We start from the raw sequence: 16,081 nt of genomic DNA, 5'->3' as shown, positions 1-16,081 counted from the left end.
CGTCGTCCGCGGCCCGGCGGCCGCGCGTGCGTCGCTCACAGCGCACCCTTCGTGGAGGGGAGGATGCCGGCCGCTCGCGGGTCGCGCTCGGACGCGTAGCGCAGGGCGCGGGCGAGGGCCTTGAACTGGCACTCCACGATGTGGTGCGCGTTGCGCCCGTAGGGCACGTGCACGTGCAGCGCGATCTGGGCCTGGGCGACGAAGGACTCCAGGATGTGCCGGGTCATCGTCACGTCGTACTCGCCGATCATCGGCGCCATGTTCTCGGGCTCGGTGTGCACGAGGTAGGGGCGGCCGGACAGGTCGACGGTGACCTGGGCGAGGGACTCGTCCAGCGGGACCGTGCAGTTGCCGAAGCGGTAGATGCCCACCTTGTCGCCGAGCGCCTGCTTGAAGGCGGCGCCCAGCGCGAGGGCGGTGTCCTCGATGGTGTGGTGGGAGTCGATGTGCAGGTCGCCCTCGGTCTTCACGGTCAGGTCGAACAGACCGTGCCGGCCGAGCTGGTCGAGCATGTGGTCGTAGAAGCCGACCCCGGTGGAGATCTCCGTCTTCCCGGTCCCGTCGAGGTCTATCTCGACCAGGACCGAGGTCTCCTTGGTGATGCGCTCCACGCGTCCTGTGCGGCTCATGCGCTCTGCTCCTTCTTGATGTCCCGTACCGCGTCGAGGAACGCGTCGTTCTCCTCCGGGGTGCCGGCGGTGACCCGCAGCCACCCCGGTACGCCGTTGTCCCGGACCAGGACGCCCCGGTCGAGGATCTGCTGCCAGGTCTCGTGGGCGTTCTCGAACCGGCCGAACTGCACGAAGTTGGCGTCCGACTCGGTCACCTCGTAGCCGATCGCGCGCAGTTCGGCGACCAGCCTGTCCCGCTCGGCCTTCAACTGCTCCACGTAGCCGAGCAGCGTGTCGGTGTGTTCGAGGGCGGCCAGCGCGGTCGCCTGGGTGACCGCCGAGAGGTGGTAGGGCAGCCGGACCAGCTGGACGGCGTCCACCACCGCCGGGTGCGCGGCGAGATAGCCGAGGCGCAGCCCGGCCGCGCCGAACGCCTTCGACATGGTGCGCGAGACGACGAGGTGCGGGCGGCCCTCGAGCAGCCTCAGCAGCGAGTCGCCGTGGCTGAACTCGATGTACGCCTCGTCCACGACCACGATCGACGGCTTGGCCGCCTGCGCGGCCTCGTACAGCGCGAGGACCGTCTCGGGCGGGACCGCGTTGCCGGTGGGGTTGTTGGGGGTGGTGATGAAGACGACGTCGGGCTGGTTCTCGGCGATCGCCTTCTCGGCGGCGGCGAGGTCGATGGTGAAGTCGTCGTTCCGGGGTCCGGAGATCCAGCCGGTGCCGGTGCCGCGCGCGATGAGGCCGTGCATCGAGTACGAGGGCTCGAAGCCGATGGCGGTACGGCCCGGCCCGCCGAAGGTCTGCAGCAGCTGCTGGATGACCTCGTTGGAGCCGTTGGCCGCCCAGACGTTCTCGACGCCGACCCGGTGACCGGAGGTCTTCGTCAGGTACTCGGCCAGGCGCGTGCGCAGCTCCACCGCGTCCCGGTCGGGGTAGCGGTTGAGACCGCGGGCGGCCTCGCGCACCCGCTCGGCGATCCGCTCGACCAGCGGCTCGGGCAGCGGGTAGGGGTTCTCGTTGGTGTTCAGCCGTACGGGCACGTCGAGTTGGGGCGCGCCGTAGGGGGACTTGCCGCGCAGCTCGTCCCGTACGGGGAGATCGTCAATGCCTGTCACTTGCCTTCGGGTACCTTCCAGCCGAACCTCGCCTTGATCGCCGCGCCGTGCGCCGGCAGATCCTCCGCCTCCGCCAGCGTCACCACATGGTGCGCGACGTCGGCCAGGGCGTCCTCGGTGTAGTCGACGATGTGGATGCCGCGCAGGAAGGACTGCACGGACAGGCCCGAGGAGTGGCAGGCGCAGCCGCCGGTGGGCAGGACGTGGTTGGAGCCGGCCGCGTAGTCGCCGAGCGACACCGGGGCCCAGGGGCCGACGAAGATCGCGCCCGCGTTGCGCACCCGGTCGGCGACGGCGGCGGCGTCGGCGGTCTGGATCTCCAGGTGCTCGGCGCCGTAGGCGTCGACCACACGCAGGCCCTCCTCGATGCCGTCGACGAGCACCACGGCGGACTGCTGGCCCTTGAGGGCCGGGACGATCCGGTCCTCGATGTGCTTGGTGGCCGCGACCTGCGGCTCCAGCTCCTTGTCCACCGCGTCCGCGAGCTCGACGGAGTCGGTGACGAGGACGGCGGCGGCCAGCGGGTCGTGCTCGGCCTGGCTGATCAGGTCGGAGGCGACGTGCACCGGGTCGGCCGTGGAGTCCGCGAGGATCGCGATCTCGGTGGGGCCGGCCTCGGCGTCGATCCCGATCTTCCCGGTGAAGTAGCGCTTGGCGGCGGCGACCCAGATGTTGCCGGGGCCGGTGACCATGGTGGCGGGCGGGCAGGACTCGGTGCCGTACGCGAACATCGCGACGGCGGTGGCGCCACCGGCCGCGTACACCTCGTCGACGCCGAGCAGGGCACACGCGGCGAGGATCGTCGGGTGCGGCAGTCCGCCGAACTCGGCCTGCGCCGGGGAGGCCAGCGCGATCGACGGGACCCCGGCCTCCTGGGCCGGAACGGCGTTCATGATCACGGACGACGGGTAGACCGACCGGCCGCCGGGCGCGTACAGGCCCACGCGGTCGACGGGCACCCACTTCTCGGTGACCGTGCCGCCGGGGACGACCTGGGTGGTGTGGGTGGAGCGGCGCTGCTCGCGGTGGACGAGCCGGGCCCGGCGGATCGACTCCTCCAGGGCCGCGCGCACGGCCGGGTCCAGCTGCTCCAGGGCGTCGGCGAGGGCCTGCGCCGGGACACGGACGGATTCCAGCCGTACGCCGTCGAACTTCTCGGCGAAGTCGATCAGCGCCGCGTCGCCACGATGATGCACGGCCTCGCAGATGGGACGCACCTTCTCCAGGGCGGCCGCGACGTCGAAGTCGGCTCGGGGCAGCAGGTCGCGCAGGGCGGGGCCCTCGGGGAGGGCGTCGCCGCGCAGATCGATTCGGGAGATCACGTGCTCAATTCTCTCAGACCCGTGCGGTGTGCCGTCCGCCCGTTCCAATGGCTGATACGCGCGCCGCCGGTGACCGTCCGCGCATGCCGGCCCGATCGACTTCACTTTCCGTGTTCAAGCGGTCACCGCACGGGGCAGAACGGCTGTACGAAGAGATGAACCCGCGGGTATCTGGGGAGGAGGGGGAAGCCGTGGCCGCAGGGGCAGGACCGGGCGCCGGGGAGCCGCCGCGGGACCTGACCGCCGTGGAGGCGGGGATGTGGGAGGCGTTCCGCGACGGCAGCGTGTACGACCTGAGCAGCGGGGACACGGTCGTCGACGATCCGCACGGGGGCCACCCCTGGGGGCCCGAGCGGACCGTGCGGGCGCGTGTCGTGTGCTGGCTGCTCCTGGACGGCCCGCCCGCGCTGGCCGGCCGGGTCTCCTCCCTGAAGCTGGTCGGTGTGCTCGTCAGCGGCACGCTGGACCTGGCCGGCGGCACCGTCGTGCCGTACGTGGAGATGCGCGGCTGCCGCTTCGAGCGGGACGTGCTGCTGCCGGAGGCCCGCTTCACCACGGTGCGGCTGGTGGACTGCTCGGTGCCGCGTCTGGAGGCCGCCCGGCTGCACACCGAGGGCGATCTGCATCTGCCGCGCTGCCGCTTCCTGGGGGGCATACGCCTCACCGACGCCCGGATCGGCACGGACCTGCTGCTCAACCAGGCGGTCGTGCACCGCGACCGCAGCGGCCGCTCGATCGCCGGGGACGGCATGACCGTCGGCCAGGACCTCCAGGCTGAGCTGCTGCAGTCGCACGGCGAGCTGAGCCTGCGCAGCGCCACGATAGGCGTCTCGCTGAGCCTGCGCGGCGCCCGCCTGCTCAACACGCACACCCGGCACGCGCTGAACGCGCCGCAGCTGACCGTGGAGCGCTCGCTGTATCTGACCCCGGCGGGGCTCGGCGCGCAGGCCAGAAGCGGAATGACCCCGGCCCGCGGGACCCGGATCCAGCGCTTCGAGTGCCAGGGCGGGGTGCGCCTGGACGACGGGCGGTTCGGGGACGCGGTCGACTTCGAGCGGGCCCGGTTCACCTTCACCGACGACCAGGAGCTGTCGCTGCGCCGGGTGCAGACGCCCGAGCTGCGCTTCCTCGGGGAGCGGCCGGCGCGCGGCCAGGTGGTCCTGTCGGGGGCGCGGGTGGTCAACCTGATGGACCGGGCGGACAGCTGGCCCGGCCCCGGCCGGCTGCAGATGGGCGGCTTCACCTACGAGAACCTGGTGCCGCGCGGGCCGTTCCCGCTGTCCGAGCGCCTGGAGTGGGTGGCGGCGGCGAGCGCCGAGTACCACCCGGAGCCCTACGAGCGGCTGGCCGCCGTGCTCCGGGCGGGCGGGGAGGACGAGGACGCCCGCGAGGTCCTGCTGGCCAAGCAGCGCCGCCGCCGCGAGAGCCTGCCGCTCGCGGCCAAGCTGTGGGGCTACGTCCAGGACTGGACCGTCGCCTACGGGTACCGGCCGGGCCGGGCGGCGGTGTGGATGGCGGTGCTGTGGGCCGCCGGGTCGGTGGCCTTCGCCCGCGCCGACCATCCGCCGCTCAAGGCCGGCGAGCACCCGGCCTGGAACCCGTCCCTGTTCGCCCTGGACCTGCTGCTGCCGGTCATCGACCTGGGCCAGGTGGGCTTCTGGCAGCTGAGCGGCGGCTGGCAGTGGCTCTCGGCGGCCTTCGTCCTGCTCGGCTGGATCCTGGCGACGACGGTGGCGGCGGGGGCGACGCGAACGCTGCGGCGGAACTAGCTAGGGGGTGTCCCGGTGTCGGGTGTCCCGGTCTCCGGTGTCCCGGGCGGCAGGCCCGCCCCGGCGATGTTGTTTTACTCGCCCTTGACCGGCCGCCGTACAACTTTCCATGACTTCCGCGATGCCTCTGGCGTGGCTGTGACCAGCGGACTTTCAATGGTCGGCACCATGGCTCTGCTGCACGCGTTCACCCGCACATCCCGGGGGCGAGGAAAGACGGCCACAGCGCCCGTCGTCACCGCCGTGCTGCCCGCCGACGACGAGGTGCTGCTCGACGCGCCCGACGACGCGCTGGGCCCGGCGCTGGTGGGCGCCGCGCACGGCGACCACGCCCCCGCCGCCGACCTGCTCGCCGCCACCCGGCACACCGGCGCCTGGGAGCACCGCGACCGGTACGTACGGCGGCTGGCCGCCTTCGCACGCTCGCGGCCCGACTGGCTGGACGCCTGGCGGAGCCTCGCCCCGCACGACCCTGACGGGTTGCTGGTCCATGCCCAGGTGGCCGTGGACCGCGCCTGGGACTCCCCCGCGCGGGCGGAGCTGCTGCGCGAGGTGAGCCCGCTGATCACGGCGGCGGCCAAGGCGGACAACCGCGACCCGGTGCCCTGGCGGCTCGCCCTGGACCACGCCCGTGGCGCACGCGCCGGCCACACGTACTTCGAGGAGCTGTGGGCGGCGGCCGTCCGCCGCGCCCCGCACCACTACGGCTGTCACGTGGCGGCCCTGCGGTATCTAGCGTCCTCCTGGCACGGCTCGCACCGCGAGTGCTTCGACTTCGCCGACCTGGCCGCCCAGGACGCGCCGGACGACTCGCTCACCCAGGCGCTGCCCCTGCGGGCCGCCTTCGGCTATCTCACCGACGGCTGCGGCCCCCGGGTGCCGCTCGAACGGCTGGGGGCGGCGGCCGACCGTGCCGCCGCTCTGTCCGCGCGGCTTCCGGCGAGCCACCCCTGGCCGGCCGAACTGCGCAATCTGCTGACGTACGTCCTGGTCCGGCTGGACCGCCGGCCGGACGCGCTGGAACAGCTGCGCCTGACCGGCCCGTACGCCACGTCCTTCCCCTGGGACCGGGACGCCGACGATCCGCTGGGCCGGTTCCTGGACGTGCGCCGGGAGGTGGGGGCGGCGGTGGCCTCCGGCCGCACCCCGGGCCATCCACTCAGTGAACAGGGCGGACGCGTCCGCTTCGGCGACCATTAGGCTTTTGCGTCGTGACCACCGTCCGGCTCCCGCTCTTCCCCCTGAACTCGGTGCTGTTCCCGGGGCTCGTGCTTCCGCTCAACGTCTTCGAGGAGCGCTACCGCGCCATGATGCGCGAGCTGCTGAAGACGCCCGACGACGAACCACGCCGGTTCGCCGTCGTGGCGATCCGTGACGGCCACGAGGTCGCGCCGAGCTCCCCCGGCATGCCCGATCCGACGGCCCTGCCCGAGCGCGGCCCGGCGGCGGGCTTCGGCACGGACCCCGGCAAGGCGTTCTACAAGGTGGGCTGTGTGGCCGACGCGGCGACGATCCGGGAGCGGGCCGACGGCACGTTCGAGGTGCTCGCCACCGGGACGACCCGGGTGCGGCTGCTGTCGGTGGACGCCTCCGGGCCGTTTCTCACGGCGGAGCTGGAGCCGGTGGCCGAGGAGCCCGGTGAGGAGGCCGGGGCGCTCGCGGAGGGGGTGCTGCGGGCGTTCCGGCAGTACCAGAAGCGGCTGGCGGGCGCGCGGGAGCGGTCGCTGGCGACGGGCGCGGACCTGCCGGACGAGCCGGGCGTCGTGTCCTATCTGGTCGCCGCGGCGATGATGCTCGACACGCCGACGAAGCAGCGGCTGCTGCAGGCCCCGGACACCGCGTCCCGGCTCCGCGACGAGCTGAAACTCCTTCGCACGGAGACCGCGATCATCCGTAGCCTGCCGTCGTTGCCGGCGTTCGAGCTGACGCGCGGCCCGACGAGTCTCAACTGAGGTCTGCCCCGATGGCGAAGAAGTCCAAGAAGCAGCAGCAGTCCGGCGGCACGCCCGCGACGGTGGCCCTGACGGCCGCGGGGGTCCCGTTCACGCTCCACTCGTACGACCACGACCCCTCCCACCCCTCCTACGGCGAGGAGGCGGCCGAGGCGATGGGCGTCTCCCCGGACCGCGTCTTCAAGACGCTGGTGGCGGACGTCGACGGCGGCCTGACGGTGGCGGTGGTCCCGGTCGCGGGCCAGCTGGATCTGAAGGCGCTGGCGGCGGCGGTGGGCGGCAAGCGCGCCGCGATGGCCGACCCGGCGCTGGCCGAACGCACCACTGGCTACGTCCGCGGCGGCATCTCACCCTTGGGCCAGCGCAAGAAGCTCCCGACGGTCCTGGACGAGTCGGCACTGTCCCACACCACCATCTGCGTCTCGGCGGGCCGCAGGGGCCTGGAGGTCGAACTGGCCCCGGACACACTGGCCAAGCTGACCTCGGCGGTCCTCGCCCCCGTCGCCCGCGCGTAACCCCTCGACGCCGGCCTCTTCCTCGACTAATGAGAAAGAACATGTCGAAGAGGACCCGCAAACGCAGGTGGCGCACGAAAAAGGGCCGAGCGAACCACGGCCGCCGCCCGGCGTAGGGCGCTTTCCCCGGCGACCGCAGCGCGGCACGCCGGCCATATCCGCGCTCCCCCGGACGGCCACGCCCACCGCGGGCCCGCTCCCCGCAAACAGCCGGCCCCACCCATCCCGCGGGCAGCCGCGCCCGCCCATCCCCGCGTCCATCCCGCGGACAGCCGCGCCTCCCCCAGAGCCTTAGGACCTGGGAGGTGTCCCAGGGTCGGCGGCGGGGCGCGGACGCCGGCAGCACGCCACCCATCCCGGGGCAACCGCGCCCGCCATCCCGCGACCCTCCCGCGGGCAGACGTGCCGCAGGGCGGCACGGGTGGGCGCGGACGGTGCCCCGCTAGCGCCGGGCTGCGCGACCTGCCCCCGACCGACACCTACCCCGGGTGACCGGTCAGGCCTCCGGTCGGTGAACGTACGGCTCCGGCGGCGGAAAGTGCTCCGGGTCCCGCGGGCCGAACAGCGCCATCAACCCCAGGTGCAGCACCAGCGCCGACAACGACCACGCCAGCAGCGCCCCCTTCGCCCCCAGCTTCAACGGCGCGTCGAAGGTGACCCCCTTGCCGACCTCACGCGCCTGCGCGATCACATCCTCCGGCGGCCCCAGCCACACCCCGACCCGCCACGCCAGCAGCGACCCCAGCAGCGCCCCGACCGCCAGCCCGACCACCAGCGGCACACCCCCACGCCGCCGCAGCAGAAACACCACCAGCGCGCTCACCGCACCGAACCCCAGCGCCAGCAGCGTGAACGTCCCGTCGACGCCCACCGCCTGCTCACCCTCGGTGTCCTTGAGGTAGACGACCCAGTTGTCGCCCGTCACGTCCCCCACCAACGGCACGCGCGGCGCCAGCCACCACCACAGAACCCCCAGCAGCACCCCGCCGAGCGCCACCGACACCGCCGTCACGGCGGCCTCCCGCAGCTCCGTCTTCATCCCGGGACCGTCCTGCCCGTACCAGCCGTGCCCGGCATGCCCGGCCTGCCCGGGGTACCCCGCCCCGGCGTCCTTCGGTGACGCAGCCGCGACGGGCCCGGCGGACGGAGACGACGGCGGCTGCTGCCGCCACCCGTCGTGCGAGGAGTGTTCATGCGGAGGCGGTGGTGGTGTCAGAGGTGCGCTCACCCTGCCATCGTGCCAGGCACCGTCCGGCGACGCGTCACCGGACGGCGGCCCTGCGGTACGCCCACGTGGCGACGCCCAGCGAGAGCACCCCGACCGCCCCGCACACCGCGAGGTCACCGAGCACGAACGCCCAGTCGGGATCCGCCCCGAACGTCCGCGCGAAGGCCTCGACCCCGTACGTCGACGGCAGCAGATCCCGCGCGAAGCGCACCGCCTCCGGCATCCGCTCGGCCGGCAGCACACCCAGCAGCAGCGCCGCCGACATGCCCAGCTGCCCGAGCAGCGTCGCCAGTTCCGGCCGCGGCGCGAGCAGCCCCAGCGCCGCGCCCAGCCCGGCCAGCGCAGCCCCCGCGAGCGGGATCACCGCGGCCAGTACCCACAGGTGCGCCAGCGGCAGCCCGAACAGCACGCAGCCGAAGACGGCGGTGACCACGGTCCCCGGCACGGTGAACGACGCGTAGGCGCCCGCGGCCCCCAGCACCACCGCCGCCGGCGGCACCGGCAGTGTGGCGTAGTGGTCGAGCCCGCCGCTCCCGCGCAGCTGGCCGAAGTACTGCGCGAGCAGGTTGAGCGCGACGAAGGCGACGACCAGGACCGACGACCCGGCGACCACCGCCTGCGCCTCACCGCCGCCGTCGACGACCCCGCGCATCAGGATCATGATCCCGATCGACTGGAAGGTCGCCACGAACAGCAGCGGGATGCGCGCCACCCGCGCCCGGGACAGCTGCGCCCGGTACACGGCCGCGAGCGAGGGCCACAGCCGGGCCCGCGGGCCGAGCTCGGCCGGCGGGGCGGCGGTCTCCTCCACGGCCAGGACGCCGCCCGGCAGAACATCGGCGGGTACGACACTCACGTCGTGCTGCTCCCCTTCGCTCGGAGGTTGGGTCGCCCTGTTCCGTACGGATGCCACGTCCCGCGTGCTCACCGTGCCGCTCACGCCTTCACCAGCCCCTGCCGTACGGCACCGCCGAGCGCCAGATAGACGTCCTCGAGGCTGGGCGTGGCGAGCGTGAAGTCGTCCAGGGCGGCGAAGGCGGCCCCGCCGGTGACGGTGGCGACGACCGTACGGGCCTCCTCGGGCCCGAGCCGCAGTGTCCAGCGGCGGCCCGACTCGACCGCCCGGTCCCGCAGCGCGGCGACCTCGGGGACGTGCAGCGGCGCCGCCTCGCGCCACACCAGCTCGACCCGGACCTCGCCCGCGACCTGCTCCTTCAGTCCGGCGGGGCTGTCGCAGGCGATGACCTTGCCGCGGTCGAGCACGGCGACGCGGTCGAGGACCGTCTCGGCCTCGATGACGTTGTGGGTGACCAGGAGCACGGTCGTGCCGTGCTCGGCGCGGCGCCGGTCGACGGCGGACCACACGGCACGCCGCGCCACCGGGTCCATGCCGGTGGTGGGTTCGTCGAGGACGAGCAGGGGCCGCTCCCCCACCAGTGCGGCGGCGAAGCAGGCGAGCCGTCGCTGGCCGCCGGACAGCTTCTTCAGCGGGCGGCCGGCGAGCGCGGTGAGCCCCAGCTCCTCCAGCACGGCGTCCCGCTCGGCCCGCGCCCGCCGTACGTCCAGGCCGCGCAGCCGCCCGGTGGTCTCGGCGGCGAGGGACACGGTCAGTTCGTCCAGGGCGGTGGACTCCTGGCCGAGGTAGGCGAGGATGCGCGAGGCCCGCTCGGGGTGGCGGACGATGTCGTGGCCGAGGATCTCCACGGTGCCGTGGTCGGGCCGCATCAGGCCAGTGAGCTGGCGCACGAGGGTGGACTTGCCGGCGCCGTTCGGTCCGAGCAGTCCGAAGATCTCGCCGCGCCGGATGTCGAGCCGTACATCGTCGGTGGCTCTGACCTCGGGCGTCGCCGGCACCCCGCGCCGTCCGCGCACCGCCGGGTAGGTCTTGGTCAGCCCGCGCACCGCACACACGACATCACCGCCGTGCCGAAATCCCTGTGCCGCGCGCGTACTCACAAGGCACGAGACTACGGGGTCCCCACGCCCACCCCACTCCCGGGGCGCCCGTACCCGGCAAATCGTCCACCCCAAGACCCCACCCCACCCGCCGCTACGGCGACCAGCCGCACCTCGGCCCTCCCGCGAGCAGCCGCACCCCGGGCCCTCCCGCGGACAGCCGTACCCGCCCCTCCCGCGGGCAGTCGTGCCGCAGGGGCGATGGGGGTCCCCCCGCTCGAGCGAAGCCGAGAGTGGGGGAGGGTGGGCGCGGACGGTGCCCCGTCAGCGCCGGGCTGCGCGACCCACCCCCGCCCAGCACTCACGAGGGTCAGCCACCAAGCACACGGCGCCCCAACCAGACACAGCGCCCACGCTCACTCGGCGGCAGCCGCCCGCTCCGTCCCCGTCCGCACATCGACCTCCCGCCAGAACCCCGCTCGAATGGCGTACCGGTCGCGCTCGTCGATCTGGTCGTCCTTGTGGGCGAGAAGACCGAAGCGCGCGGCGTACCGCAGCAGCTCACCGTCGATGCGGTGCGGGATGCGTGGATACATCCCGGAGAGCTTCTGCAGATGGCTCTGGTCGCCGAGGCGTTCCACCCAGCGCCGGGCGAAGACCTGCCCCACCTCGTACGGGTCGCCGCCGACGGTGGTGATGTCCTCCTCGCGGTCGGCCCACCGCTGCTCCGCCGTGGTCAGCTGCGCGAGCGTCGGCATGGAGGCGGCGTCGGGGGGCTCGGCGACGGGCCGGTCGACCCATCCCTTGTCGGAGGACCAGCGCAGCGTGGCGGAGGCCGGCGGCGCGGGCGGCGCCGCGGTGCCGGGGGCGCGCAGGGCGGCCAGGTCCTTCGGCGTGGGCACACCCTTGGCCGCCGGTGTCCGCTCCGCCGTGCCGTTCGGCGCGGCGTCGGCCGGGTGCGCTGTCTCCTGGGCGGTGCGGTCGGGTGTCGCCGTGAGCGCGGACTCGGGCAGCGGGGCGGAGAGGATCGCGGCGATCTCGGGCCGGGCGGCGGGCGGCGGCGCGCACACGCCGGTGAACTCCTTGGCCCGTACCGCCTTGATGATCCACGCGCGGTCGAGCACCCGGCGCTCGTCGGCCTCGGCGACGAGATCCTCGGACTGGTTGTAGTCGCCGTCGGCCGCCTGTACGGCCCACAGATGGACGGCGACGCCGTGCTCCTTGGCGGCCATCATGCCCGGCAGCAGGTCGCCGTCGCCGGTGACGAGCACGATGTCGGAGCAGGCGCGGTTGCGGGCCAGTTCGGTCAGTTCGGCGTGCATGGCGGCGTCCACGCCCTTCTGCGCCCAGCGGCCGTCGCTGCGGGTCAGGGCGCCGAGCCGGACGGTGACGCGGGGCATGACGCGCAGCCGGCGGTGCTCGGGCTGCGGGACGCGGTCGGGGGCACCGTCGAACCAGTAGATGCGCAGCAGCGGCTGCTGGGTGTCGGACTCGGCGCGTTCGCGCAGCCCTTGGATGAGGGCGGCGTGATCGACGGTGATGCGGGACCGCGAGGGCTCCCCGGCGAGGAGACTGGCGGCGGCCCCCAGCAGATACCCGGCATCCACCAGGACGATGCAGCGGTCCACGCGATCCACCCTCTTTCCGGGAGGTTTGCTTCGGGCTTGCTTCGAGTCTGCCCGACCACGCCGGGGTTAACGGCCCGAACTCGATCTTCGGCGTGGCGTTTCCACACTTCCTCCTCCGACCACCCCTGTCACACACGGTAATTGTCCGACATGCGCCGGTTATACGACTATGTGAATCTGGTTCCGGCCCTGGCCCCTAGATCCCCCACAGGAGGCATCACCATGGCCAAGAACAAGAACCGTGACCGCAAGCAGCCGCAGAGCCAGCGCGCCCAGCAGGCACCGCAGCCGTCCGCGATCGAGACGCCGGACGAGCAGCGCACCACGCAGGCCGCCCCCGGCGAGGTCGCCCGGGGCAAGGGCCGGCAGAAGCGCTTCGGCCACAACTGACACCTTCATAACGGGTTGTTGAGACCCAGGCACATCAAGAGGGGCGCCCCCGGCATCGGGAGCGCCCCTCGCGCGCTTGTGCGGTCAGCCGGCCAGGCAGGACGGCCCGAGGAGGACCTTCAGGTCACCGAACAGGGCCGGATCGGGCTTGACCCGGTGCCGGTCGAGCCGCAGCACCGTGGTCTTCGTCGGCCCCTGGAGCTTGATGCGGACCTCGCTGTCGCCCTTGTGGTGGCTGAGGATCTCGCCGAGGCGGCTGACCATCGGCGGGGTCACGCGGGTCGCCGGGATGGTGAGCACCACGGGTGCGTTCGTCCCCGCGTTGGACAGGTCGGGGACCATCAGCTCCATCGCCACCAGCCGCGGCACGTCCTCCCGCTTGTCGAGGCGGCCCTTGACGAACACCACTGCGTCCTCGACGAGTTGCGTCGACACCAGCTGGTACGTCGCCGGGAAGAACATGCACTCGATGGAGCCCGCCAGGTCCTCCACCGTGGCGATCGCCCAGGCGTTGCCCTGCTTGGTCATCTTGCGCTGGAGGCCCGAGATGATGCCACCGATGGTGACCACCGCGCCGTCGCCGAAGTCGCCGCCGGTGAGCTGGGAGATGCCCGCGTCGGCCTTGTCGGACAGCACGTGCTCCAGGCCGAACAGCGGGTGGTCGGAGACGTAGAGGCCCAGCATCTCCCGTTCCTGGGCCAGCAGGTAGGTCTTGTCCCACTCCTCGGTGGTGAACTCCACGTCCAGCCCGAATCCGGGCTCGCCGGCCTCCTCCTCGCCCATGCCGCCGAAGAGGTCGAACTGCCCCTCGGCCTCCTTGCGCTTGACCGCGACCACGTTGTCGATCATCGGCTCGTACTGGGCGGTGAGCCCCTTGCGGGTGTGCCCCATGGAGTCGAAGGCGCCGGCCTTGATCAGCGACTCGGTGGTGCGCTTGTTGCAGACGACCGCGTCGACCTTGTCGAGGTAGTCCGGGAAGGACGTGTACTTCCCCTTGGCCTTGCGGCACTTGATGATCGACTCGACGACGTTGGTGCCGACGTTGCGCACGGCGGACAGGCCGAAGAGGATCACGTCGTCGCCCTGGGCGGCGAAGTTGGCCTCGGACTCGTTGACGTTCGGCGGGAGCACCTTGATGCCCATGCGGCGGCACTCGTTGAGGTAGACGGCCGACTTGTCCTTGTCGTCCTTCACCGAGGTGAGCAGCGCCGCCATGTACTCGGCGGGGTGGTTCGCCTTGAGGTAGGCGGTCCAGTACGAGACCAGTCCGTACGCGGCGGAGTGCGCCTTGTTGAACGCGTAGCCGGCGAACGGCACCAGCACGTCCCACAGCGCCTGGATGGCCTCGTCGCTGTAGCCGTTCTTGCGGGCGCCGGCCTGGAAGATGACGAAGTTCTTCTCCAGCTCCTCCGGCTTCTTCTTGCCCATCACGCGGCGGAGGATGTCGGCCTCGCCGAGCGAGTAGCCGGCGATGATCTGGGCGGCCTTCTGCACCTGCTCCTGATAGACGATCAGGCCGTAGGTGACGTCCAGGACCTCCTTGAGCGGCTCCTCCAGCTCGGGGTGGATCGGCGTGATCTCCTGCTGGCCGTTCTTGCGCAGGGCGTAGTTGGTGTGGGAGTTCATGCCCATCGGGCCCGGCCGGTACAGGGCCGACACGGCGGAGATGTCCTCGAAGTTGTCCGGCTTCATCAGCCGGAGCAGGGAGCGCATCGGGCCGCCGTCGAACTGGAACACGCCCAGGGTGTCGCCGCGCTGGAGCAGTTCGAAGGTCGTGGGGTCGTCGAGCGGGAGGCTGAGGAGATCGATGTCGATCCCCTTGTTGGCCTTCACCATCTTGACGGCGTCGTCCATGATCGTGAGGTTGCGCAGGCCCAGGAAGTCCATCTTCAGCAGGCCGAGCGACTCACAGCTCGGGTAGTCCCACTGCGTGATGGTCACGCCGTCGGTGTGCCTGACCCAGACCGGGACGTGCTCGGTGATGGTCTCGCTGGACATGATCACGCCGGCCGCGTGCACACCCATCTGCCGGACCAGGCCCTCCACGCCGCGCGCGGTGTCGATGACCTTCTTCACGTCCGGCTCGTTCTCGTACATCGCCCGGACCTCGCCCGCCTCCGAGTAGCGGGGGTGGCTGGGGTCGGTGATGCCGGACAGCGGGATGCCCTTGCCGAGGACGTCGGCGGGCATGGCCTTGGTGATGCGGTCGCCCATCGCGTACGGGTAGCCCAGCACGCGCGCGGAGTCCTTGATCGCGTTCTTGGCCTTGATGGTGCCGTAGGTGCCGATCATGGCGACCTTGTCGGCGCCGTACTTCTCCGTGACGTACCGGATGACCTCGACGCGCCGGCGCTCGTCGAAGTCGATGTCGACATCGGGCATCGAGATGCGCTCGGGGTTGAGGAAGCGCTCGAAGATCAGGCCGTGCGGGATGGGGTCGAGGTCGGTGATGCCGAGGGCGTAGGCGACGATCGAGCCGGCCGCGGAGCCTCGGCCGGGGCCGACCGCGATGCCCTGCTTCTTGGCCCACATGATGAAGTCGGCGACCACGAGGAAGTACCCGGGGAAGCCCATCGAGATGATGGTGTCCATCTCGTACTCGACCTGCTTCATGCGGTCGTCCGGGATGCCGTCGGGGAAGCGGCGGTGCATGCCGCGCAGGACTTCCTCGCGGAACCAGCTGACCTCGGTGTACCCCTCCGGGATGTCGAACTTGGGCATCAGGTCGCGCTTCTCGAACATGCCCGTGGTGTCGACCATCTCGGCGATCAGGGCGGTGTTGGCGCAGCCCTGCTGCCAGGCGTCCGAGGAGTCGATGGCGTACATCTCGTCGGTGGACTTGAGGTAGTAGCCGGTGCCGTCGAACTTGAAGCGGTCGGGGTCGGAGAGGTTCTTGCCGGTCTGGATGCACAGCAGCGCGTCGTGGGCGCCCGCCTCGTGCGCGTAGGTGTAGTGCGAGTCGTTGGTGACCAGGGGCGGGATGCCGAGCTTCTTGCCGATCTCCAGCAGGCCGTCGCGGACCCGGTGCTCGATGTCGATGCCGTGGTCCATCAGCTCCAGGAAGTAGCGGTCCTTGCCGAAGATGTCCTGGTAGTCGGCGGCGGCCTTCAGGGCCTCGTCGAAGTGGCCGAGGCGCAGCCGGGTCTGGACCTCGCCGGAGGGGCAGCCGGTGGAGGCGACGATGCCCTCGGACCACTGGGCGATGGTCTCCTTGTCCATCCGGGGCCACTTCTGCAGCCAGCCCTCGGCGTACGCGTCGGAGGAGAGGCGGAAGAGGTTGTGCAGGCCGGTCTTGTTCACCGCCCACATCGTCTTGTGGGTGTAGCCACCGGAACCGGAGACGTCGTCGCGCTTCTGGTGCGGCTGGCCCCAGAGGATCTTGCGCTTGTTGCGGCGCGACTCGGGGGCGACATACGCCTCGATCCCGATGATCGGGGTGATTCCGGCCTTCTGCGCGGAGTGGAAGAAGTCGTACGCCCCGTGCAGGTTGCCGTGGTCGGACATGGCGATGTGCGTCATGCCCATCTCGTTGCAGGCGTTGAACATGTCCTTCAGCCGCGCGGCACCGTCCAGCAGCGAGTACTGGGTGTGGACGTGCAGGTGCGTGAACGGCGGCTTTGACACGGTGCGGCCTCCAAGGAGAACAGCC

General features: G+C 71.9%; 13 protein-coding genes. 5 read left to right on the top strand and 8 right to left on the bottom strand.

Annotated elements, in window-relative coordinates:
* Positions 1–35: 35 nt before the first annotated feature.
* From hisB to hisD, 3 genes are read right to left on the bottom strand one after another with little or no spacing between them, the layout of a single operon-like run.
* Entirely contained in the window at positions 36–629 is a 594-nt protein-coding gene (gene hisB / locus AB0412_RS02975; protein ID WP_260829293.1) for an imidazoleglycerol-phosphate dehydratase HisB, read from the bottom strand.
* Entirely contained in the window at positions 626–1,732 is a 1,107-nt protein-coding gene (locus AB0412_RS02970; protein ID WP_366400662.1) for a histidinol-phosphate transaminase, read from the bottom strand. The genes hisB and AB0412_RS02970 overlap by 4 nt, the downstream gene beginning before the upstream one ends.
* Positions 1,729–3,054, bottom strand: a complete 1,326-nt coding sequence (gene hisD / locus AB0412_RS02965) for a histidinol dehydrogenase (RefSeq protein ID WP_366400661.1) — start codon at positions 3,052–3,054, stop codon at positions 1,729–1,731. Before hisD ends, AB0412_RS02970 begins: the two co-directional genes overlap by 4 nt.
* Positions 3,055–3,245: 191 nt before the next feature.
* On the opposite strand from hisD, the gene AB0412_RS02960 reads away from it, so the two are divergent.
* From AB0412_RS02960 to ybaK, 4 genes are all read left to right on the top strand, one after another.
* Positions 3,246–4,823 carry an oxidoreductase gene (locus tag AB0412_RS02960; protein ID WP_366400660.1) on the top strand — a complete coding sequence of 526 codons (1,578 nt, stop codon included), beginning with the start codon at positions 3,246–3,248 and terminating at the stop codon, positions 4,821–4,823.
* 156 nt (positions 4,824–4,979) lie between these two features.
* Positions 4,980–6,023, top strand: coding sequence for a hypothetical protein (locus AB0412_RS02955; protein ID WP_366400659.1), 1,044 nt, complete (start codon positions 4,980–4,982; stop codon positions 6,021–6,023).
* An 11-nt stretch (positions 6,024–6,034) separates the two neighbouring features.
* Positions 6,035–6,775, top strand: a complete 741-nt coding sequence (locus tag AB0412_RS02950) for an LON peptidase substrate-binding domain-containing protein (protein WP_366400658.1) — start codon at positions 6,035–6,037, stop codon at positions 6,773–6,775.
* Between the two features lie 11 nt (positions 6,776–6,786).
* Positions 6,787–7,290 carry a Cys-tRNA(Pro) deacylase gene (ybaK, locus tag AB0412_RS02945; RefSeq protein WP_366400657.1) on the top strand — a complete coding sequence of 168 codons (504 nt, stop codon included), beginning with the start codon at positions 6,787–6,789 and terminating at the stop codon, positions 7,288–7,290.
* A 496-nt stretch (positions 7,291–7,786) separates the two neighbouring features.
* On the opposite strand, the gene AB0412_RS02940 is transcribed toward ybaK, so the two are convergent.
* From AB0412_RS02940 to AB0412_RS02925, 4 genes are all read right to left on the bottom strand, one after another.
* The gene (locus AB0412_RS02940) at positions 7,787–8,518 is read right to left on the bottom strand and encodes an AAA family ATPase (RefSeq protein WP_366400656.1); all 732 of its coding nucleotides are present in this window, start codon (positions 8,516–8,518) and stop codon (positions 7,787–7,789) included.
* A gap of 34 nt (positions 8,519–8,552) precedes the next feature.
* Positions 8,553–9,374, bottom strand: coding sequence for an ABC transporter permease (locus AB0412_RS02935; protein WP_366400655.1), 822 nt, complete (start codon positions 9,372–9,374; stop codon positions 8,553–8,555).
* An 80-nt stretch (positions 9,375–9,454) separates the two neighbouring features.
* The gene (locus AB0412_RS02930) at positions 9,455–10,429 is read right to left on the bottom strand and encodes an ABC transporter ATP-binding protein (protein ID WP_366400813.1); all 975 of its coding nucleotides are present in this window, start codon (positions 10,427–10,429) and stop codon (positions 9,455–9,457) included.
* Between the two features lie 401 nt (positions 10,430–10,830).
* The gene (locus AB0412_RS02925; protein ID WP_366400654.1) at positions 10,831–12,042 is read right to left on the bottom strand and encodes an NYN domain-containing protein; all 1,212 of its coding nucleotides are present in this window, start codon (positions 12,040–12,042) and stop codon (positions 10,831–10,833) included.
* A gap of 222 nt (positions 12,043–12,264) precedes the next feature.
* Here AB0412_RS02925 and AB0412_RS02920 point away from each other — a divergent pair, with 222 nt between their 5' ends.
* On the top strand, positions 12,265–12,432 hold the full coding sequence (locus AB0412_RS02920) for a hypothetical protein (RefSeq protein WP_366400653.1): 168 nt from the start codon (positions 12,265–12,267) through the stop codon (positions 12,430–12,432).
* 84 nt (positions 12,433–12,516) lie between these two features.
* Here the strand turns inward: AB0412_RS02920 and dnaE are convergent, their stop codons facing one another.
* Positions 12,517–16,056, bottom strand: coding sequence for a DNA polymerase III subunit alpha (gene dnaE / locus AB0412_RS02915; protein WP_366400652.1), 3,540 nt, complete (start codon positions 16,054–16,056; stop codon positions 12,517–12,519).
* Between the last annotated feature and the right edge of the window lie 25 nt (positions 16,057–16,081).

Origin of the sequence: Streptomyces sp. NPDC052012, assembly GCF_040689265.1 — a bacterium.
GTDB lineage: Bacteria > Actinomycetota > Actinomycetes > Streptomycetales > Streptomycetaceae > Streptomyces.
Note: the sequence above shows the minus strand (reverse complement) of the source record. Positions and strands in the feature narration are given on the sequence as shown.

Bases quoted from the DNA above. Each gene is read 5' to 3' on its own strand.
- hisB (WP_260829293.1), bottom strand. From the start codon at position 629: ATGAGCCGCACAGGACGCGTGGAGCGCATCACCAAGGAGACCTCGGTC.
- AB0412_RS02955 (WP_366400659.1), top strand. From the start codon at position 4,980: ATGGTCGGCACCATGGCTCTGCTGCACGCGTTCACCCGCACATCCCGG.
- ybaK (WP_366400657.1), top strand. From the start codon at position 6,787: ATGGCGAAGAAGTCCAAGAAGCAGCAGCAGTCCGGCGGCACGCCCGCG.
- AB0412_RS02920 (WP_366400653.1), top strand. From the start codon at position 12,265: ATGGCCAAGAACAAGAACCGTGACCGCAAGCAGCCGCAGAGCCAGCGC.